The sequence below is a fragment of the Bacteroides sp. MSK.18.37 genome (assembly GCF_019129155.2).
Taxonomy (GTDB): domain Bacteria; phylum Bacteroidota; class Bacteroidia; order Bacteroidales; family Bacteroidaceae; genus Bacteroides; species Bacteroides ovatus.
On the sequence record NZ_JAHOIB020000001.1, the window covers coordinates 3,636,685 to 3,659,220 of the forward strand.

Annotated in this window: 15 protein-coding genes; 1 reads left to right on the forward strand and 14 read right to left on the reverse strand. The window is 40.9% G+C overall.

What is annotated here, in order from left to right; translation table 11 throughout:
- Positions 1 to 71: 71 nt before the first annotated feature.
- The 8 genes from KSX81_RS14275 to KSX81_RS14310 all read right to left on the reverse strand — a co-directional run bounded on the left by KSX81_RS14275 (position 72) and on the right by KSX81_RS14310 (position 15,285).
- On the reverse strand, positions 72 to 1,823 hold the full coding sequence (locus KSX81_RS14275; RefSeq protein WP_008642871.1) for a RagB/SusD family nutrient uptake outer membrane protein: 1,752 nt from the start codon (positions 1,821 to 1,823) through the stop codon (positions 72 to 74).
- 22 nt (positions 1,824 to 1,845) lie between these two features.
- Positions 1,846 to 5,388, reverse strand: coding sequence for a TonB-dependent receptor (locus KSX81_RS14280; protein ID WP_008998020.1), 3,543 nt, complete (start codon positions 5,386 to 5,388; stop codon positions 1,846 to 1,848).
- A gap of 23 nt (positions 5,389 to 5,411) precedes the next feature.
- Positions 5,412 to 6,398 carry a FecR family protein gene (locus KSX81_RS14285; RefSeq protein WP_004312646.1) on the reverse strand — a complete coding sequence of 329 codons (987 nt, stop codon included), beginning with the start codon at positions 6,396 to 6,398 and terminating at the stop codon, positions 5,412 to 5,414.
- A 123-nt stretch (positions 6,399 to 6,521) separates the two neighbouring features.
- A complete protein-coding gene (locus tag KSX81_RS14290; protein WP_004312647.1) occupies positions 6,522 to 7,604 on the reverse strand; it encodes an SGNH/GDSL hydrolase family protein in 1,083 nt (360 codons plus the stop codon).
- Between the two features lie 39 nt (positions 7,605 to 7,643).
- Entirely contained in the window at positions 7,644 to 8,582 is a 939-nt protein-coding gene (locus KSX81_RS14295; RefSeq protein WP_008020125.1) for a glycerophosphodiester phosphodiesterase family protein, read from the reverse strand.
- 13 nt (positions 8,583 to 8,595) lie between these two features.
- Positions 8,596 to 9,477, reverse strand: a complete 882-nt coding sequence (locus KSX81_RS14300; RefSeq protein ID WP_008642877.1) for a PL29 family lyase N-terminal domain-containing protein — start codon at positions 9,475 to 9,477, stop codon at positions 8,596 to 8,598.
- 12 nt (positions 9,478 to 9,489) lie between these two features.
- Positions 9,490 to 11,910, reverse strand: coding sequence for a PL29 family lyase N-terminal domain-containing protein (locus tag KSX81_RS14305; protein ID WP_225739704.1), 2,421 nt, complete (start codon positions 11,908 to 11,910; stop codon positions 9,490 to 9,492).
- Between the two features lie 30 nt (positions 11,911 to 11,940).
- Positions 11,941 to 15,285: a PL29 family lyase N-terminal domain-containing protein gene (locus KSX81_RS14310; protein WP_008642881.1), complete on the reverse strand. Its 3,345-nt coding sequence runs from the start codon at positions 15,283 to 15,285 to the stop codon at positions 11,941 to 11,943.
- A gap of 301 nt (positions 15,286 to 15,586) precedes the next feature.
- Between KSX81_RS14310 and KSX81_RS14315 the strand changes: the two genes are divergently transcribed.
- On the forward strand, positions 15,587 to 16,174 hold the full coding sequence (locus KSX81_RS14315; RefSeq protein WP_008998019.1) for an RNA polymerase sigma-70 factor: 588 nt from the start codon (positions 15,587 to 15,589) through the stop codon (positions 16,172 to 16,174).
- Positions 16,175 to 16,273: 99 nt separating this feature from the next.
- On the opposite strand, the gene KSX81_RS14320 is transcribed toward KSX81_RS14315, so the two are convergent.
- The 6 genes from KSX81_RS14320 to KSX81_RS14345 form a co-directional block, all read right to left on the reverse strand.
- Positions 16,274 to 17,617, reverse strand: coding sequence for a Gfo/Idh/MocA family oxidoreductase (locus tag KSX81_RS14320; protein ID WP_008998018.1), 1,344 nt, complete (start codon positions 17,615 to 17,617; stop codon positions 16,274 to 16,276).
- Between the two features lie 87 nt (positions 17,618 to 17,704).
- Positions 17,705 to 17,944 carry a hypothetical protein gene (locus KSX81_RS14325; RefSeq protein ID WP_004299591.1) on the reverse strand — a complete coding sequence of 80 codons (240 nt, stop codon included), beginning with the start codon at positions 17,942 to 17,944 and terminating at the stop codon, positions 17,705 to 17,707.
- 3 nt (positions 17,945 to 17,947) lie between these two features.
- Positions 17,948 to 19,273, reverse strand: coding sequence for a Gfo/Idh/MocA family protein (locus KSX81_RS14330; RefSeq protein WP_151923490.1), 1,326 nt, complete (start codon positions 19,271 to 19,273; stop codon positions 17,948 to 17,950).
- 1 nt (position 19,274) lies between these two features.
- Positions 19,275 to 20,045: an FAD:protein FMN transferase gene (locus tag KSX81_RS14335; RefSeq protein ID WP_164497217.1), complete on the reverse strand. Its 771-nt coding sequence runs from the start codon at positions 20,043 to 20,045 to the stop codon at positions 19,275 to 19,277.
- A 47-nt stretch (positions 20,046 to 20,092) separates the two neighbouring features.
- The gene (locus tag KSX81_RS14340) at positions 20,093 to 21,502 is read right to left on the reverse strand and encodes a putative oxidoreductase C-terminal domain-containing protein (RefSeq protein WP_120144802.1); all 1,410 of its coding nucleotides are present in this window, start codon (positions 21,500 to 21,502) and stop codon (positions 20,093 to 20,095) included.
- A 4-nt stretch (positions 21,503 to 21,506) separates the two neighbouring features.
- The gene (locus KSX81_RS14345) at positions 21,507 to 22,514 is read right to left on the reverse strand and encodes a Gfo/Idh/MocA family protein (protein WP_120144803.1); all 1,008 of its coding nucleotides are present in this window, start codon (positions 22,512 to 22,514) and stop codon (positions 21,507 to 21,509) included.
- Positions 22,515 to 22,536: the final 22 nt, after the last annotated feature.

A 22,536-nucleotide genomic window follows, 5' to 3' on the forward strand; every position in this document is an offset into this window, starting at 1 on the left:
CGATAGTAATGGGAAGGTGTATCGATTATCTTCCGATACACCTTCTGATGAAGAAATAAATAAAGAGTTAGTTAGTAGCTTAGTCCATCTTCCCAACCCGGATTTTGGGTTAGAATGCCTTGTGTAAGTACGCGCTGGTCAGCAGGGATAGGCCATAAGTAGTCTCTTTCCTCTTTCCAGTCTTTGCCATAAGTAACTTTGGGGAATCCGATAATATAACCGGATGTTCCGTTGGAGAGATAGATATCCTTATCCAGTTTCTTTTTATTATCACATTGGGAGGTCGCTGTGGTTTCGTAGATTTCCAGATCAGGCTTCCCGTCACCATCCATATCGTATGTTCCTACTCCGGGAACATAAATACCGTAGTAAGGTACGTAATGATTGAACATTTGTTTACCTTCTTTCCAACGGAATAAATCCCATTGTCTCAACCCTTCCATTACTAGTTCAATTGTACGTTCGCGACGGATTTCGAGAATGACGCCCTTATTCGTTCCCTGCTCAACATTCGGATAGCAAGCTGCCAGATAAGGATCAGGGTTACTGTTGGCATCCGTAAGATTCAGATCCGGCATTTTAGCCCGTTCTCGAATTTTATTGATAGAGATATCCAGGTCTTCTTGTTTGAGTGTTCCCAGTTCGGCTTTGGCTTCGGCATAATTCAGGTAGACTTCCGCTGCTCGCATCAAAGGCCAATCGGAGGTACTTTTAGCGGCTCCGTCATGATCTTTGGTACCTACAAATTTGATAGGTCTGTAGCCGCAATAAGCAGTTAAGTCATTGGCGGTCACGGTTGTTTCTCCTTTTTGGATATAGTTCGGACAAAGTACGGTTTGTTGCAGGCGTGGATCGCGGTTTTTCACCTCGTCTGTGTAAAACATTGTTTCATATCCTTGTTTATCAGTGAAACGTGTTCCGTCCGCCATCAGGTAGTGATTCATAAACCGGCGGGTAAATCCCATTTGCAGGTTAGCGATGCTGAATTGTACGGAGTGTGATAATTGCAAACCTTCGAAGTTATAAGCTCTTGCCAGTACGACTTCTGTGGTTTTGGCGTTGTCGGCACAGAACATATCTCTGTAAGGTTCCGTTCCTTCTTTATACAGGCTGAAGCCGCTTTCGTCAATAAACTGCCGGGCAGTGCTTGCTGCAATTTCCAGGTATTTCTCATAATTATCCAGTCCATGGTATTTCCGATAAGTCCCTTCATAAAGTGCAGCTTGACTGGCAAATGCCAATGCCGCCCATTTAGTGACTCTTGTGTTCCGAGTGTCTGTGCTTTTAGTTGGTAAGCTGGTGGCGGCATCTTCGAAATCTTTGAGGACCCGATCCATCACAAATTCGCGTGAATCTCTGGCTTTAGCCAGTAATTCCTGATCTTCCGAACCTAATACCTGATCATACCAGGGCACGTCTCCATAACGACGTACCTTTACGAAATAGAAATAAGCTCTGAAGAACTGTGCCACACCGTTATATTGGCTGCGGGCGGTTTCATCATCACAATTGGAGGAATGTTGCAGAAAATAATTGATGTGACGGAGTTTGCTCCATGACCATCCGGTTTCGCTAGCAGCCGAACGGGTACCTTCAATCACCTGTCCCATGCCTTTGTCAATCATATCGTCTGCATTTGTACCGGCTGAAGCGTCCGGTTCATCCAGCAAAGTATAAAATTGATTGGTCCATAACTCCAGGTCGGATTTATTTTGAAAGTAATTCTCCGGTGTCACTGCATTTTCCGGTAGGAGTGTCAGGTCGCAACTACTGAACAGGGTTGTCACCATTCCCAGGATAATTATTTTGTTGATAGCTTTCATACTATATCTGATTAATCATTAATTAAAAAGTAATATCTACTCCAACAGTATAAACACGTGGATAAGCATATCCCGAACCTGTGTTGGATGAGTAAGTGCTACTAGAGATAGCCAATTCCGGATCAATGGTTTTATTATGCTTCTTCAGAGGCGACCAATAGTATAGATTCTCTCCTGAAACATAAACACGGACTTTTTCGAAAAAACGCTTGTTGATGGGCAGGGTATATCCGATAGAGAGGTTCTTGAAACGCAGATAAGCAATGTTCTGTATATATCGGTCATTGACTGTTCCGAGTGAACCTCCGGAGTAGGATTGATAACCTCTGATGCGTGGGAAGAAGGCATTTCTGTTATCTTCTGTCCAACAGTCTTCCGGGAATGACTTTTCTATAAATGAGGTAGAAGGGAAAGAGTAGGGGCCCCAGAAAGAATTCGCTCCTTGTGAACTGGAACTGGAGGACGGATACCAGTCTCTTTTACCGATCCCTTGAAAGAAAGCAGATACGTCAAAACCATTCCAGCTTGCATCCAGGCGGAAAGAATAGTTGTATCTTGGAGTCGTATTTCCGATGATCCGTTTGTCGCCCGGGTCATCTACGGTTCCTGCTCCTGCTCCGATCACGTTGTCTCCATTCAAGTCGGCAAAGCGTACATCACCGGCACGTAGATAACCGTCTACTTTACTACTGTAAACACGTCCGTTCACGGCTTTGTCATTAATCTTTGCCTGATATTCCGCAGCTTCTTTGTCTGTTTTAAACAATCCGTCTACATGGTATCCCCAGATTTCTCCCATTTTCTTTCCTACATAGTGGTCGGAAATCAGTTTGTCCGGGTTGTTGTATTTGGTGATTGTGCGCTGGTAATCTCCCAAGGTAGCTTGTATCCCATATCGGAAAGGCTTGTTGGCTACTTTGAACGAATCGTTCCATGAAACAGATAATTCCCATCCGTTTGTCCGTAAGTCAGCGCAATTGGCTTTTGGGGTAGAAGCACCGTATACATCCGGTAAAGTCAATGAGGTGGTCAGCATATCCGTTGTTTTACGGACGTAATAGTCGGCACTCATACTTAGACGGTTTCTAAGGAATGACATATCCAATCCGACATTGTATGTTGTAACAGTTTCCCAGGTCAGCCCGGAAGAGATTGGATTGGAAATTTTCGCATAGTATGCTTTTCCTTCTCCATCAAAGGTATAACTGAATTGGTTATCGGAAGTGATTGTTTGCAGATAAGCGTAATAATCTACTTGTTGGTTACCCAGACTGCCGACAGAAGCACGTAATTTTAAACTGCTCCACCAGTCACTTACAGGTTTGAAGAAGTTTTCTTCAGAAATTCTCCACCCTGCTGATACCGAGGGGAATATTCCCCATCTGTCTCCTTCTGCAAATCGGGAAGAACCATCAGCACGGCAGGATACCTCAAGCAAGTATTTGCCCATGTAGTCATAGTTGATACGCCCAAAGAAACCAAGAGTCTTATAGGCACTGATATCTTGTGATACGGTAAGCACACTTTCGGGTGTTACTGCCGAAAAGGAGTCGAGGTTATCATTGGACAAGTTGGTCATGGAAGTATCTTTGTTGACATTACGGTAAGTCTCATACTGACTACCTGCCACCACTTTAAGATTATGTTTCTTTGCCCATGAATGTTCAAAAGTAGCATAGTAATTCAGCATATGAGTGACGGGGAAAGATTCGTCTTCTTCATAGTTGTTAAAGATACTTCCGGAAGTGAATGTCTGTGTCACTCCCTGACTACGTGAATATTCAAATGAGTTGTTGCGATAGCGATACAGCTGTTTTCTTTGCTGATAACTGTAATTGGCAGTCAAAGTCAATCCTTCCAGTAAAGTAATATCAATCTGGTTGACTACAGACAAGAGTGTTCTGGATTTGGTGTTATGCCCTCTTTGAGATGTCAGATAGCCACCGTCGCCGGCTCCGAGAGGGGAGTTGGCATAAAGTTGGTTTGTATATTGCACAATTGTTCCGTCAGGATTGAAAGGCACGAATGACGGACTGATATTCGATTCCAGACGAGCAATGGTCATTGCATAATTGGAAGTTCCGTTATATCTGTAATTGTTGTTGTCCAATCCGATATTTGTCGACCATTTTATCCATTTATTCAGTTGGGCATCCATCTTGGCACGGAATGAGTAATCTTTATAGAGGTCTTTATCAATGTTGAACATACCATACTGCTGATAGTAGCGTCCACTGATATAATAATTCACCTTCTCGCCACCTCCGGTGATGGAAACGTTATGTTCCATCTGTGGGCGGGTGCGATTGTAGAAGTGTCCATACCAATCTGTATTTCCATAATAATAGTACTTCCCGTCTTCTCCGATTTCTACCCAGGGGCGTTCAGGATTCTCAGTCATATCATTCCTGCGGTCGTAGAGCTTCTGGAGTTCTTCATCTTCATACAAATACATATTCACACCATTGTATGCATGGTAGAACTTGTTGGCGAAAGTTACATAATCATACCCGGTACGGATAAAATCAGTGGAAGTCGTATTCTGTGTCCATCCGAAACGACCGTTATAGGAAATTTTGGCTTTTCCTTTTGTTGCGGCACTTCCCGATTTAGTGGTAATAAGTACCACACCAGCCGATGCTTTTGCTCCATAAATGGCACATGAAGATGCATCTTTCAATACAGAAATCGATTCGATATCATTTGCATTGACTTGATTTAGCGGTACTTCTACACCATCACACAATACTAACGGCGTGCCACCGTTGACAGAGATACCTCCACGAATGTTTAATGAATACCCTGACTCGGGCGAGCCTGTACCAAAAGTAAGATTTACAGATGGATCGGCTCCCTGCAATGCATTGGCAGCAGACACTACCGGGCGGTTGTTCAGGTCTTTACTAGAGATGGTGGAAACGGCACCTGTCAGGTTACTTCTGCGTTGACTACCGTAGCCTACTACGACTACCTCGTCAATCATCAGGCTGGAAGGAATCAGGCGGATGGTCTTGGTCTGATTGTCTTTTACATTGACTGTTGCCATTTCATAACCTACGTACGAAATTTCGATTGTTGAGGGTATGAAAGCTTCTAAAGAAAACTTTCCATCCAGATCGGTAATTGCTCCTTGTGCGGTTTCTTTGTTCATCACTGAAGCGCCTATAACAGGATTACCTTCTTCGTCATAAACAATACCGGTAATCGTCTGTTTCTTTTTCTCACCGGGCTTTTGCTGACTGGTATCTGACTTTTTACTGATAATGATACTATGCCCGTTGATGGCGTAGCTAACATTCTGTCCCACAAAAATCTGATCCAAAACGGCCTTAATAGGCGCATTAGTGGCATTGACTGACACTTTTTTACTCATGTTGATCTCTGCGGATTTGATCACAACAGAATAATTTTTGGTCTTATGTAAAGCTTCTATTGCTTCTTTTACAGTAACATTCTTTAATTGTAAGGTTATGTCTTGTGCTAGAATGGGTTGAGAGAAAAATATCATCACACAAGCAAACCAGATCGTTGATATATATTTTTTATAAATATTAGTTTGCTTCATATCAGGTTATACTACTGCTAATTTTATGGAGCTGCAGAAGTAATCAAGATTACTCCCTGACTCCGGGTTATGGACATTTGTCCGTCTGTATTGAGATTGGATAAAATCTCATCGAGAGTTTCCCCGTTAGTGAAGTAAGCAATGTAAGTGCTGTCACCTAGCTTTTGATCTAATATGATGATTCTGGTATCGAAATAATATTCCAGTTCCTTCACAATATCATTAAGGGGAAGATTACTGAAATAGAATCCTTCGTTTTTGGCCGGACACTTGTACAGATTGGCAAGGAATGTATCGCGGACAATCTTCTGTGAAGTTCGGTTATACTGAATCATTTCTCCTTTCTTCAAAATCTCATTAGGATGAGTTGGAGTTTTGAACAGTACCGAACCTTCTACGAGCGCGACTTCTACTGTCTCGATATTCTCGTAGGCACGGAGATTGAACTTTGTACCCAGCACCTGCACATGGACGTCACCAGCAGAAATGATAAAAGGCTTGTCTGGATCCTTTGCCACATCGGCAAAGAGTTCTCCACTGACAAAGATTTCTCTTTTATTTTCTGTGAAATCGGAAGGGTAAATTACTCGCGTGCCTGAATTGACATGGAGCGTCGTTCCATCCGAAAGAGTGAGTGTCTGATGCATACCGTGTGGTACGGTGATATCATTCCAGTGTGTATTTGCCTTCTTGTCAAGAAGTAAATATCCGGCTAAAAATAAGAGTGGTATAAAAAGGACGGCTGCCACACGCTGCATCCAGCGGATTGAACGCTGAAGTCCCGGGCGTGGTGTGCGGACCTGTTGGGGTTGAGTTGCTTTTTGAAATTTCTCAAAAGCTTTTTGAGATAACTCATGATTCTCCATTTGAATTTCAGAGATAATCTCACGGAAACTCTGGTCCACTAGGCTATTGTCATTTTCTGTCAACCACTTTTGGATTTCTATTTCTTCCTCGTGAGAACACTTATCATAGAAATAATCTTTTAATATGTCATTAGTTATCTTCATAGCGTATTTGTTTAAAGTACAAAAATGCATTTTTTTTCTTTATCAATGAGTATATTATGTTGATTATTTCTGAATAAGATATTCTATTTGGGATAGATTTGTATTTTTAATCTGATCTCATATTCATAAGCACTTGTTTTTATTTAGTATTTCGATTATTTTTTTCTCTAAATTCTTAGCCCAAAAGTAGTAGCCGAGGTCAGACGGATGGGTTCCGTCGGTACAGGTATCCCTGTTTTCGGGAGATGGCAACGGATTGCCTATCAGGTAGATATTCGGATATTTCCGGATGATCTCTTTCATAAGAGTTTCTACTATTTCCAGTTTGTCACTCTCCCTGGCTCGAATCAAGGTGTTAAATGCTTCATTGCCCCGTTGAATAGTTTGTACGAATATCAGAGGAGTCTTAGGGTGTTTGGCTACAATGATATCTACAAATGCTTGTAAACGTTCCTTGATTTGCATTGCGTCGGGGTTGGAAAACACATCAAATACAAAAGCATCGGCTTCGGTGGCTGCTATCACTTCCGCAAAATAAGACTGAAGTTTGGCATTGCCACTGAATCCTAAATTGCAGACATGTAAGTTTGTATTACGCTCTATTTGCAGCGGATAACTCATCCCCGGACGACTTGCTCCAATACCTTGCGTAAAACTGGAACCGAAGAATACGACTTTTTGCCCAAAAGGATTCGGGATCGTTTCGATTGAAGATCCCGGCTGAATGCCTATCTTCAGAGATTCGAGTTCGCTGTACATCGGCAGGTAAAGCAGACATTCTTTTTCCTTTGGCTCCATACCATACATCAGTGTGAATGCTTCGTTCCGTTTAGCAGGAGCTAGCGAATTGGCATATATCCATTCATTATTCTGTCTGATATAGAGGTCGAAGCCGGCAGCTGCTATTCCTGTTACATTATCTTTCCTGTATTCCCATTTATACGAGGGAAGCAGGTCAATCTGGGGTGAGTTGGTCCTGAAAACAACCGCTAATCCTGCTGAACATCTGGCTTGCTGGTTTTCTGATTTTGAAAATCCCTTGAAAGCTACCGTATCTATACGGTGATATAGATGTGGGGTAGGCAAGGCTTTTCCTACAAGGGTCAGTTGGGAGGCATCTACATAGCGGATGTCTTTTATACTTTGTCCCCATAGGATAGTCGGTGCCAAAAGCGAAGCCAAAAGGAGCAATCTGAAATTTCTCATGTTTTCTTATCTGGTAAATAGAATAATTACTTTCGGGGATTAATTGTGCCGTCCGATTTTCTTCAGGTAGCTGATTAATAACTCCGGTCGGTCGGTTTGTATGATGGATGTGCCGAGATCTAATACCTTTTGGTAAACTTCTGCCCCATGTTCAAAAGCATAGTCATCGTACATACCTGCTTCTTCACCTCCGCAGAGTGAGGCCCAAAGAGTATTTACCCAGATTTTAGAACCTTGTGCAAGTATATCCTTCATGCATTTTTTTACTTCCGAAGTTTCTTGCTGCCAGCATACTTCATATGCTAGAGGAATGATTTTCTTGTCCATATATTGACGGAACAAATCTTGTCCGCTTGGTTTGTTGATATCAATAATGGGCATGTACATCATGGCGTGTTTATACTTCTTAGCTTGTGCATCTACAAAATCAACCGACTTTTTACCTTTAATCAAGATTTGTTCTGTGACTCCCAATTCTTCTGTGATAGCCATTACCAAATCATAATATTGGTACCCTTGGTCTATGTTAACCACTATACGGTCTTTGCAGACGGCCAATGCTTCTTTTAAGGTCGGCATCTTGTATTTAGTGGGGCAGTTATGACCTGTTTTCAGGAAACAGCTTTTGATATAGTCGTAAGTTACGTCGCTGACTCTGCCTTTTCCTGTGGTAGTCCGGTCGATAGTACCGTCGTGACAAAGGACAAGTACACTGTCTGCTGTTAGTTTCAGGTCTAGTTCCATGACATCAACTCCCATGCGGATAATCGATTCGATGGCAGGGATGGAGTTCTCCGGATAATCCCGCCAGTCTCCCCGGTGGGATACTACCACTACATAGTCTGTTTTCGGATTGTGAATGGCTTCTACTATCTTTTGCGCATGTGTCTTGTCCGGAGCGACAGGAGTGACTGCAAAAGTGCCTAGAGTCAGCAACAGAAGAAGTCCGGTGAATAAGATTCTTTTTTTCATATTCATATCATTTTAAGGATTAATTTTTTTTGAATAAAAGAGGACGAAGTACAAGATGCTGAAGATCGTAAGCTGTGATGATCACATGACCTTCATCAAAATTGTTTTCGAATATTACAGTAAGGGTATGAGTCTCTTTGTCGATTGTTGCTTTTACGTTCACCGCTTGGGCAATAGTGACTAATGCTTCTTCTGCAGATGCTCCCGTTACTTCATATTCAATTTTTAGGGGACTGGAAAGATCGGTTATTTTTGTAACAGCATTTGCTTTTAACCTGAGATTCAGAGAACTGAACACTTCCAGTGTGAGTGTTTCCCCATTACCCAATGTGATTTTGAGATATCCCTCATCAGTCTTGGTAATATTTTTAAAAATGGCCGTCTCGTCGGTTGTAGCTGTAATAGGAGTCCCCTTGTTATCCTTGAGTATCTCACCATTGACTGTCCAGTAACCGTCGGCATTTACCCCCATTTCGGGGGTATAGCCACAGACGGGTACTTTTTTTTCGGTATCATCTGTGAGCCAGTTTGTCTCATTGCCAATAGTGGTGGTCCAGTAATACAACTGGTCGTCATCGTTGAGGCGTACACCGAGTATAGGGGCTTCTATTACATCTTCCTGGGTTGCTACAACAACTGCTTTTTCTTCATTATTGTTGTCTTTATAGGTAATAACATATTGCCCGTCCGAGTTTCGGGAAACAGAGGTAATTACATTTCCTTCCGTCAAATATCCCAGTTTTGAGATATCTTCATTGAGTTTATCCGCTTTGGTTTGAAGGGCGGCTATTCGCTCTTTGAAATCATTGAGCTTATTCTGAATCGAAGAGTCATCATAATCCCCACAACTGGTGAGCAGGAGGGAAAAAAGCACCGAACAGACAAAATATATTCTTTTCATATCTTGTGTCTTTTAGAAATTAATACTAGGATCGAAATTTTGGTTTGCATGACAAAATGCATTCTGGTTAGTGGCATCTGGTGCAGAAGTAGGATCGTCCTTATACTTGCTGTAATCACCGACATAGCCTCCACATACACAAGCCTTGCAATTGGTCCAGGTTGCAGTGGAAGCACCAGAATAACCACATAACCAGCCCGGACCATGTCTGTTGGTCCCATTTCCTTCGGTGAATACATCTCCCAAAACAGCACCTTTGTTTACGCAACCGATAATCTGTATGTTAGAGTGACCGATGATGCCTCCTGTGCGGACACTTAGGTGAGTCATGACATTTCCGTAATTCGTGCAGGACTCTACTGTATATTCCGGTTTGGTTTTCAGGTCGTCTGTACCTCCTACAATTCCACCCATACGTTTGTAATTGTAGGTCACACTCGCTTCTTTGCCTTCATGTTGCCCTACTTTGTCATCTTCAATGGTTCCTCTGTTGTCACAGTTGTAAATGTTACCATACATTAGTGTTGCTACAATTCCGCCCGTTCTTCCGCTCGGACAACTGATATCGCCATAGTTGGTGCAGTAATTCAATTTTCCTCCTTCTGCTTTAGCCATGAAGGCGCAGATTCCGGCTGTCTGCATACCTGTACCGCCATTAGCTGTATTGCTGATGCGTCCTGTACGGACAAATCCTCTGTTGGAACAACCTTGTGCTTTGGATTCTCCTCCAATGGTTGTGTTGGCAATTGTACCTACCAGGCCGGAAAGTGCGTTAAATTCTCCGGATTTATTATCGGCTGTGAAGTCGATATTATAATAGTTGGTACAGCCCTCTATTACCGATTTTTTGGCGAAGCAGACAAGAGGAGCTATGACAGTATATTTAGATGCTGTTCCGCTCATCATCCAAGTTATAGTGGTACTGGCATCTCCTAAAACTAAATTTTTGATTGTCGCATTTTCTATCGAACCGAATAAACCATACGCCAATCCACCATTTGTTATATCTGCACTACAATTCAGGTTCTTGATAGCATGGCCTTGTCCGTTGAAAGTTCCAGTAAACGGATGTATGGAAACATAGGGCTCGGCCGTAGTATAGTTGGAAGCATCTATATCACCGATAGGTGTCCAACTGGTCACGGATGACATATCAATATCATTCAACAATACTATCTCTCCGGCGTCATTCTGCCAGCGGGAGGTACTTGTTCCGTTATTTACGGCTTTTGCAAAATTAACTAGATCGGCAGCAGTACTGATTCCTCCTTTAGCTTCCACTTCTTTAGCTTCTTGTATCACATCGATACTTGAAGATATATTATACAGCGAATTAGAGAATATTATTTTCCCGGAACGTTCGTCACCCGTTTCATTAGCCAGAATGGTGAAGGCATGTGTGGTTGTAATTAATGCACGGGTTCCTTTGTAAGTGATCCACTCGTTTTCTGTACTGACCTGATAGAATATGTTGGCAGATATCTGCATTTCTATGTCCATTTGGGTGCCTTTGAGTTGGATAGGACCTACATGACCTTGGTATAGTGGATCGTCCAGAATTGCGGTACCGTATGTGAAGTATATCGGTTTCAATACGGTATTATTTCCTGCACTTGCCAGCAACAGAATATTTCCTTCAGTCGCTCCTTCTTTCATGGTAGCGATGAGGGTGGAAGAGGCTTTATCTATTTTGACTTCCATATTGTAGGCAGTAAACAAGTCTACATATGCATTTTCCGATTGGGTACCATATATTTCATATGGAATACTAACCGGAGTAGCATAGTCTGTTACTGCATTGTAAACCGGACTGTTGAACCGGATACCGAGTGCCTCTTGTAAACTCATACGCAATTCCTGACCGTCTGCCAGAATAAATACGGCTTCTCCTGTTTTATCATCTATATAAGCCGATTTGAATAACAGATTACTTAAATCATTGGCTAATACACCGGTGCTGGCGCCATTCACACTCCAATAACCGTTCTCGTTTATTTTAACGTCAGGCATCGTTCCGCCTATCGGAAATTTCTTTCCGTCACCGTCGAGAATGAATGTATAAGTCTTCCCTTTATCAGTCGTCTGCGCCCAATAGAATTTACTGTCAGTATCCTGTTTGGCCGTGATGATAGGAAGTTTGATGGCATCTTCTTGAGTAGCGATCGTAACGGTGTGGGTTTCCCCACCACCGTCACTGTAAGATATTACGTGGTTGCCATCGGCATCCTGACTGATTAAAGTGATAAACGAACTCCCGATCACTTTAGACAGTGAAGTCATTTGCTTGGTCAATGTTTCGGCTTGAGCTTCATAATCTCCGATCGTCTTTTCTATTTCGTTGAGGTCCTGCCAGATTCGTTCGTCGTCGTAAGAACTGCAACTTCCCAGAAAACAGGCAGATATAAATAATGATATACTTATAAACTTTTTCATATATTCAGTGATTAACATTCGTTTGATTCATTATTCGAGTACTCTGACATGCAGATAGTTCATACAACTTCTCTCACCTTTCGTATCCGACACGTGATTGATTACTTTTCCGATACCATTCTCATAAGTCCACATTACTGTAGAGCCTCCCCCATCGAAACGGATTACATCATATAATCCCAACTTTTTGCAAACACGGTAAGCTTCGTAGAAATCAAGTCCTCTGTCACTATCTGTCCTTCCGTCTACACAGAAAATAACAATCTTTGATTTATCCTGTGTCATACCGAGATTGGTGGTCGGGTTGATTGTCTCTGCATCTTCTTTTTTAGGAGGTGCAGAGTATACGCCATTATATACATAGCGGTACATACTGGAGTTGTGTACTTTGATTGGATTAGTAGAACTGCCTATTTTAAGTTCGGCACTGATTTGTACTTTATCACCGGTTTTTAGGTTTTGAACTAGTTCGTCAGCTTTGTCTCCTGTTACTTGCAGTACCCATTCATTTTTATCTGTTACGTATGGGGCTTCTACTGTAGTGCCTCGTCCGTCAATGATTTTAGTAATTGTGGCTTCAAAATCACCAGAGTTAACCTTTAGCGGTTGGTTGTTCTTGCCGATGATAAATAGGGCTTTAGTTCCTATCGGGTTAGTTAATCCGGGATGGGGCTCTTTTACATACCTGAAGGTGTACAAGTTTGCATCGTATGATGGTTTTCCACTCAAACGGACAATAGTATCATTGACTGAATAATATTCATATTCCTTGGTACCAACTTTCAGTTTGCCTGTGAAATCTCTTTTTTCGAAGCTAACCGTACGGTTGTCAAAGAAGGTGAATCCCCAGACATGATTAGTTAAGATAGAACGTACATACGGGTTATTGATGAATACCGGTTCTCCTTCTTCAATATGCATTCCTCTGGGGAAGCCGTCATGTGAATTGAAGAAGCCGGTATTTATACCTACAATAATGTTTCTTCCTTCATCTCTTCGTCTGGTACAAGTCTCCGATAAGGTTTCGCGGAGGACTTTACCATTATTTGAATTATTATTACCATTCGGGTTTGGGCAAATTTCGTCTGCCATGACTGTCTCGAATGTAACTTTGGGGTTGTTCATGTCAATTTCAATAGCATAGATATTTTGATTGAAATTGATAAAGGAGTAGTGTTTGTACACAATACCTGATGCTAGTTCACGGTCCTCGGTCACCTGCCAGTCATAGTATGCCTCATCCTGGTTAGAGAAATTATTGGCTTCTTTGGAGAAAGCTCCGTGACGGACAGCGTTACTGTAAGTTGCTCCCGGAGTATCTTCCGGATTATTTTTGTAAATACTGTAATCTCCAACTTTACCTCCGATATGACAATCTGTGATATAGTTCGTACCGTTTTTGGTGCCACTATAACCACAGGCCCATCCGGCACCATGTTTGTTGGCTCCATCAGCAGTTGCATCGGACAAGATGATTCCATTGTTTGTACACGATTGAACAAATCCGGCATTGTGTCCGACAAATCCACCTGCACGACTTCCGTTTTGGGAATAGACATTTCCGTTGTTAATACAATTTTTGAGGTATTTATCTGTATTTATACCTCCTGCAAGTCCGCCGATGCGTTTCACATTATATCGTTTGGAAGTTGAAGCAAAAACACCATTCACGTCATCTTGAATGACTCCTTCGTTAGTGCTGTTTTCAATAATTCCTTCCTGTAGAGTTCCTGCAATTCCACCACCACGCCCGGAAGGTGCACTGATATTTCCTTTGTTAATTGCGTAGCCGATATAAGCCTCATCATTTTCTATATATCCCGCAATACCTCCTTGGTTGAAAGCTGAATAGGCACCGGAAGCAGTGTTGACTATGTTGCTGCACGTCAGGTTACCTTCGTTGCTGCAACCGTTTGCTTGTGTTGTGTCGCCTATTTTATTTCCGTATAATACACCTGCTAAACCTCCCATTCGAACACCTACATTAGCAGCGTCTGTTCCTTCAAAAGATAGATTTATTTGGTTGGTACATGCCAGTATGCTTCCCTCACAATAGCCTACTAAGCCGCCAATAGCAGCTCCTTGCGGAGCTTTACCTGTAATGGTGGCATTACCCGAAATCACTAAATTCCTGATGACACCGGAACTGCCGAGTGCATTGAATAATCCATGGGCAATATTGCCGTCTTCAAGATTATATGTAAAAGTCAGATTAATAACTGAATGTCCTTTACCATCAAATACATCGTTAAAGGTTTGCTCGCCGATTGTATAAACCACTTTTGTATTGGCGTTGGTCGTATTGCTTGTTACATTACTTCCTGCACCGCTCGTCAACGTGATATCTTTCATATCAATATCGTTCAACAGAATAACGTTTCCTTCCGTATCTTTGAATTTACGCAAACTACTTCCACTGGTCACAGCATCTATAAATGCTTTGAAGTCTGTTGCAGTAGCAATGCCTCCGTTTTCAATGATAGGCAAAGTGAAGCGCATCGGTTTGATCAGTACGTTATCTTCAGTGTCATAAAGCATAATCATTGTTACCCCTTCTTCGAAATCATCAGCGAAGGTGACGACCAATGTTTTATTACTACTATTTAACCTGGCTTCTAATCCATCGTCGTTGCGTGTGATGAGCATCAATGCTTGTGCTGCCTTTTTCCCAATGATATTATAATTTAAGGTAAGGTTTTTTGTTCCTTCCTCTATAATAATAGGAGAAATGGCAGTCTGATCTGTATTTTTAAACTCCACATTAAATAGTGTAAAGGTATTGACCGATAGAGTTTCTCCGTTGCCTAGAGTAATTGAAGCAGTTCCGTTATCGTTCATTTCCACTTTAGTAATAAGTGAAGTTGTTTTTCCTTCAGCTTTAATCGGCTTTTGGTTGCTGTCTAGAATTTGCTGGCCGTTAATAATCCAATATCCATTCTCATCCACTCGTATTTGAGGGGCGCTACCTGATACCGGTATTTTTTGTTTGTTGGCATCCAGCAGGAAAGTCGTTTGACCTTTGGTGGTAGTAGTCCAATAATATGTTCCGGCTTCTTCTTGTATTCCGATAATCGGACTGGAAACCATTTGGTCAGTGGTAGCAATGGTGAAACTATGCTCAATATTGTCACTTCCTTTATAAGAAATGACATAACCACCGTTAGCAGCTTCTGTGACAGAGGTGATGGCTCCTCCTTTCACAATCTGGCTCAACGCATTCGCTTGCAGTTGTAAACTGTTTAGCTTCTCTTTCAGTTGATCGAGATCTTTGTAGATTCCATCAATGTCCTTCCAGGCAGCCGAGTCATCATAGTCATCGGTGCAACTGCCAATCACGGGCATGAGTAGCAGGAATAAAAGTAGAAAATTTCTCATGTTCTTTAAATAAATTGATTCAATGGTTAATAGCGCGCTATGTGTGATTCGTTTCTATAATGAAGAACACATCATCTAACGGGGGTACGTAATCGGATTTGAACTTTTTTTTAAAATCATCACTATTTTCAATAAGACTTGAATTTTTCATATTAATTTCATAATTTTGTCACCAGAAGTATGCTACTCCCTGTTTATTTCTCCCTTACATATTACAATATGATGTGATTTTAAATACGGCTTGGTATATCTTCTATATTATTTATAGCTTTGTTGACTAGAATCTTTTTTAGAAAAAACGATGAATAAAACTGATTTATCTTCTGCTACTGAAGAGCAACTGTTGTTACAGCGGTTGAGAGAAGGGGACATGGGGAGCTATGAAACCTTGTTTCATCGTTATTATCCTACTTTTTTTGCTTTTGCCAAAGGTATGCTGAAAGATGCAGGGGCAGCGGAAGATATTATTCAGAATGTGTTTATGAAAATCTGGATACACCGTGAGGCGCTGGACGAAACAATGTCAATCAAAAACTATATTTATGTACTCTCCAAACGTGAAGTCTTTAATTATCTTCGGGCCAAATACAATACTCATGTAGTGTTAACGGAAGACATGATGACATTGGAGCGACCTTCAAGTATAGATGAACCGACTACAGACTATCGTGAATTGCGAGAGGCAGTACAAAGTGTGATTAACACGATGCCACCTAAACGCCGGAGTGTGTTTTGCCTTAGTCGCTTTAAATCTCTGACTAATCAGGAGATTGCAGATAAACTTGGTATTTCCATTCGTACTGTCGAGAAACATATAGAACTGGCTCTCCGTACTTTTAAGGAACAATTAGGGAGCTTCTTTGCTCTTTTTGTAGGGTGGTTTCTTTAGATGAAGAGAAGGAAGTGTGATGATAATGGGTGGATTTTATAGTAGAAAGAGATATGTCGTATACATGACATATCTCTGATAATTTAATGAGAAGTTGATTTAAACCCGTATTTCCCAACCTTTTTCGTACTCTCTTCCCCAAAGTTTATTGGCTTCCAAATCGTTGAGAATTCGTCCGCTTCCCGGATCAATCTGTAATGAATGTCCGACACGTTGGGCAATGTTACCTAATTGTACTAACTGGGTACTGATACAGGCATCTACAATTCCGGAATTTAACTTTGTTCCTTTACGAATGGCATCAAACCAGTTTCGGAAGTGGAAGGCATCCAACTTTTCGGATGGATTCAACAGATTGCCGGTCTCAAATTTTAAATCACTTTTTACCTCTTTAATCGTTTTACCTTTTATATCTGCAATTTTATATTCATTGCCACCGCCAATGAAGAGAGTTCCGTTTTCTCCATAAAATGCGGTTCCTACTCCATATCCGTCTACCGGCATCGTATTACAACTACGTCCTTCCCATGAAAAAGATGCTTCGTCGCCAAATTGGAAGGTGATGAGTTGTGTGTCAGGAGTTTGCCAGTCGTCTTGAAAACGATACCGACCTCCGATAGAATCAACCTTTGTAGGATAATCTACGCCCAATCCCCAGCGGAGTATATCAACAAAGTGGGTTCCATTGTTGAGCGCTTCACCTGTTCCCCAATTCCAGAACCAATGCCAGTTATAATGGATGAAATTATCTTTGAAATCTGCAACACGTGGGGCAGGACCTTGCCATAAATCCCAATCCAGATAATCAGGTACAGGTACAACTTTCCCTGTTCCAATGGAAGGGCGATTATTGACATACCAAGATTTGGCATATCTCACTTTTCCGATAGAACCGGATTTGATTTCTTCCATAGCTTTAATTACATTGGGAAAGGAGCGGCGTTGGTTACCCACTTGAACAATCCGGTTATATTTCAAAGCGGCTCGAACCAACATTTCATTTTCTGCCGGATTATGACTGGTCGGTTTTTCCAGATAAACATGCTTTCCGGCCTGCATAGCCATAATGGCTGCTTTGGCATGCCAATGGTCAGGGGTAGCAATCACCACTGCTTCAAAATCGTTCGACTCTAACATCTTACGAATGTCTTTTTCTCCTTTGGGAGTACGTCCGGTTATTTTGTGGATAGCAGCCTGGCATTTTTCTAATGCTCTAGAGTCTACATCGCAAATGTAAGTTACTTCACAATCTGGAAGTTTGGCAAATCCTTGCGCCAGGGCCTTACCTCTCGAATTCACTCCAATGACTCCGATACGTATTTTTTCGTTAGCTCCCAGAATATCTTGATAACGGCTTGAACCGAATCCTGGAAGTATGCTTCCTAATGAAAGTGCAGCTGTACCTGCTACTGTTTTTTTGATAAAATCTCTTCTTGTTGTCATAGTATCTATTTTTCTCCAAAATTAGGTTGTTATTAGAATATGTGAATGAGCTTTTCCGTCAATTCTCCTTCAAAAAACGTAAATCTCTTATTTTTTTCTTCGGAAAAGGTGACTCAAGAATATCAGGATTCCTCGGGGAATCCATAAGATAAGATAGATGAAAAAACTAATCACGATGACATACCCGATTTGGGATATTATTTCAATCCATGGGCGGGAATAGATAATGATTGCAATTACGTTGATGATAAATGCAAGCAGGAAACTTAGAAGAAAGATATTCCTTTCTTGTTTCAACTTTTTTGAGGTGATAATAATATCTTTCATAGTTTAGAATTTCATATAGGGTATTTTATATTCGTCGGGGAAGAGGATATGGCGTTGTTCATCCATTGCTTGATTCCCAAGTAAGCAAAGGACCGTAGAACAATAAGCCTCTTCTACTACATTCTGTGCTTTCTCTCCAGTGATACAAGATTGGCAGAAAGAGGATAGAATGATATCCGATCCGTCTTTGTCTGCTCCGATCATACTTAAACCACTGTTAACGTGAATATCTCCATTAATGATAAAATGTGGAGTGTATTCCATTTTTGTTTCCGGCCGCCAACTAGGTCCTGCCGTTGGGATGGCGGCAAAAGCTTTGTCTTTTACCTGGTCAATCAGTTGGCGGATGCCCGAAGTAGAATGGTCTTCTTCCAGGTAATAAATACCTTTGGCCATATCCATCGTTCCTTTACTTCCCAGAATTTGGTCTTCCATTCCGTTGAACTTGTTGGCGATTAATGATTCGTAGGCAATCTTGGTTCCATCGGAATATCGGTAAGTCACATTTACACTATCGTATACTTCACGACCGTCTTTCCAGTAAACAATATCACCCATCCCCATGATACTTACCGGCATTCTTTTAGCTGCCCAGTTACATACTTCCAATTGATGACAAGCCAGTTCGGTCATTAGTCCGCCCGAACTGGCTTTATATAATCTCCAATTGATTTTGCGCTCCAATTCCGGTGAAGGAACAGGACGACGCCAGTCTGCATTTCTGAACCAATGACAGCGCATTCCTACCACATCTCCGATCAGTCCGGAATGAATCATTTGCATCCCTTTGATATACTTCTCGTCATACATTCGTTGCATACAAAAGTAGAGTACTTTTTCAGACTGGTTGTAAGTGTCATAGATAGCCTTGCACTCGTCAAGGGTGCGTGCCATTGCTTTTTCACAGAAGACATGTTTGCCGGCAGCTAATGCGTCCAACACAATAGGTGCGTGCCAGTTTAGTGGTGTGGATATGATGACTCCATCAATGTCTTTCGATTCCAGCAGCTTACGGTAGTCTGTATAGGACTTGGCATCCGGGCAAAGCTCCAATGCTTGCTGAAGATTGGGAGCATAATTGTCACACACGGCTACAATTTGTGCATGAGGTATTTCCTTGAGGTTATGGATGTGGTATTGCCCTCTGGAACCTGTGCCAATTAAAGCAATCCGTGCTTTTTCATGTTTAATCTCTTTCAATTTTTCGGGGGTACAGGAGGTAAGCCAGGGAGTGGTAGCTAATAAAGCGGTTCCTCCGGCAACATATCCCAGACTTTTTATAAATTGTCTGAGCCCTAAGTCTACTCCTTCTTTTTTATTGTCTTTCATGTTATAAATCATATAGGGTTGCTTGTATATCTTTAAAATTCTCTGTGAGTAATTGCTGTTGTTCTTTATTCGCAATCATCCATACGGTACTTAGAATTTCAGCCTCTAACGGATCTGTAGATATGATAGAGCTTGCTTTTCGTTGTTCATTAAATAAACCCGTAAGTGGATTCATAATGTGTCCGGTATATTGCAGCGTATTACCGGAAGTGGATAATGCTGTATTTTGAAGGTTGAACTCATTTAAAAGAGACTGGTTATACGGATTCAGAAAACTCACTTTCCAACTGTCTCCATAAGGATGATGTCCCATGCCCAGAATGGAGCTATTACCGAAATTGACAAATGCATGGTTGACGTTCTCTTGTTCAATGAATCTTTTGATTTTCTTCAAAGCATACCCTTTGGCAAAGCCTCCGAAATCGAGTGAAATAGTGGAAGATGCAAAGGAAATGCGTTGATGGTCGTGAATTTGTATTTTGGAGAAATCTTTTAATGTAATGTCAAATAGATGAAAGGTGTTTTCGTAATAATATTGGCAAAGTTGCAATATTTCCTCCAGTTCTTTGCTAATTTGAATATAACTTTGCAAAGCATGTTTATTAATTCCGGAGACCTCACTGTGGGGATCAAAACGGTTCAAGATCTTATCCAAACGTTCCAGCTCGTTGATGATATGGTACCAAAGTCCGTTTAAACGTTCTGCATCAGAATGAATAAGCAATATATCGAATCGTGTCCCCATGATATGAGGAATGAAGCCATGAAACATGGCTTCATCTTTATAATATTTACATCTTGTCTCTAACACCTATTGTCTTATTTATTTTCTTTCTTAGCCATTTCTACAGCAGTTGTAGTAATGTAATATTTGGTTAATGTATTTTCGTTTTCCCATTCCGGGATGTTTTTGTTACGTATATAATGCAGGAAAGCTTTTGCTACTTTACTGAAGTGCTCTTCATGTCCTAGTCTGTATTCCTGTGGTATATCAATAAGATAAATCCCGTTACTTTTATTTTTGACGGATAAGAACGGGTAGCTTTCTTGAAGTTGTTCTATCGTCTTTTGTAATTGAGTCTCAAAAGCATGGCTGTCAATGTTTGGCTTTTTCTGAATATACAATTCTTTCACAAAACCATTCTTCTCATTTTGAACAATTTTTAAAGTTGCTTTGCTACCTTTTTTGATAGAAGTAAACGTATCTCCTCCATGAACTGGTGGCATATAATTCCATGTGACTTTCATTCCCATATAAATTCCTTTGACGGTGTAGTTGAGACTTCCGTTTGCCATAACTTCCAATACATCATTTTTTATGTATTGATTCAGATAAATAGGGAAAGAGTCTGTTTGCGTTGATTGGCTGAACTCTGCCAATGTGATTGGGGTTGGCCAGTGTTTGGCCGAAAGTACTTTGACATCCGATTGATAATGAATTGCTTCATCTGGAAAACATTGCCAGTTGATAAGATCTATCAAATGTGTTGTTACATCTGCAATTCCTTCTCCTTGTTGTGCTATATCATAGTACCATGCAGGACGAACCAGCGGTTTACCGGAAACCTTTTTAAAGAAATGATGTACGCTTTCCATTATTACAGAAGGGTTGTCCGGTGAGCCTTTTTGTAATTCTCCAAATAATTCTGTTTGATGTAAGAGTTCTTTTTCTATGATGTTGAGAATATCATATCGCTCCGTCATCAAATCATATAAAAGGAGTCCCTTTTGTTGTGCTAGCTGATAAGCCTCTGTCAATAATTGGAAGTCCTGTGAGTTAATAGCCAGTGGCTTATCTGCAAGAACATTATATCCGGCTTTGATAGATTCTATAATATATCGTGTCTTCTTCTGATTATTTCCAGCCAGAATTACGACATCACCTTTATGATCTGAAAGCATTTTCTGGAGATAATCTTCGCCTGTATATACTTGTTTCTTCCATGTGGTGGGAGACTTTGGCCGATGGTTGTAAGAATCTATACTTTCCAGGTATTGATTGACGCCTATTCCTTCAGGAGCGTATATCCGGATGGTATCATTAATAACAGCTAATGCATCTTTCTGAAGCAGACTGGCATGGAAATGTCCTGGATCAAGAACGACTACTTCTATTTTACATGAATCATTGGCTTCCGCCTTATTCATAGTCTGTTTCTTGGAGAAAGAACATGAAGCAACTATAAATAAGATTGATATAAGCCCGATTCCTTTATATATAAATTTCATTTTCTTATTTATTATAGGTTTTGATTAATTTCCGGGCGTCTTTCCATCCTTTTTGGTAAGCTTCTTCCAATGTGACAATTCTTCCATTCTCTTCTTTACTCATATTGGATGCTTTCATGAAAGTGAATATTTCAATTGTTTCTTCTCTGGAGATAGGAGAGATTCCTGTTTGGAAAAAATTCAAAATTTGTTCAAGAAGTACTTTATATCCTTGATAACCTCCTACTTCAATAGCTTTTTTGGCGCCGAACGCTGTTCCTCCATAAATGGCAGGCCCTTTTTTTATTCCTCTGAAAGTTCCGATTCGTCCATCTTTCCAACGTCCGACCACAATGTCTGCATTTTCTGAAGACATTCGGTTGACTGATTCACATCCGGTTCCCATAATCGTATATAGAGTTTCTATTCCATGTATTCCGTAAAAACCGAAATCCGGATGTGTAGGTTCCACTTTATGCGGAGAGTAGCAGTCGGCTCCTATAATATCTCCAAATTCTCCGTTTCTTAATTTCTGATTTTGTGGAGAGTATCTTAATGCTGAAGAAGAAAAAATAGGGACCTTATATTTTTCTGCCATCTCGAAGATAGCAATGGCTTCGCCTAATGTTGAGCCGATCGGTTTATCAATATAGCAGATTTTTCCTGATTTGAAGACTTCGATAGCTTGTTCGAGATGAAGCCTGCCATCATTTGTTTCTAAAAGTACACAATCTACTTTATCCAATAACTCACTGATTGAAGATACAATCTCTACTCCTTGTTGTTCTACTTTCTTAATATAACCTGGAATACGTTTAGCGCTGGATTCAATAGTTTTTGAACCATACGGATAGGCCGCAACGATTCTAAAGCCTTTGGCAAAAGCATTGTCTTTATCTCCATTAATTAAATCTGTAAAGGCTACTGAATGGGAAGTATCTAGACCGATAATTCCTATCCGTATAGATTTTTGTGCATGAATATTCAAAACGAAACTTGATAAAATAAGAAGTAGACATAGTTTGTTTTTCATAATTCTTTTCAATTAAAATATT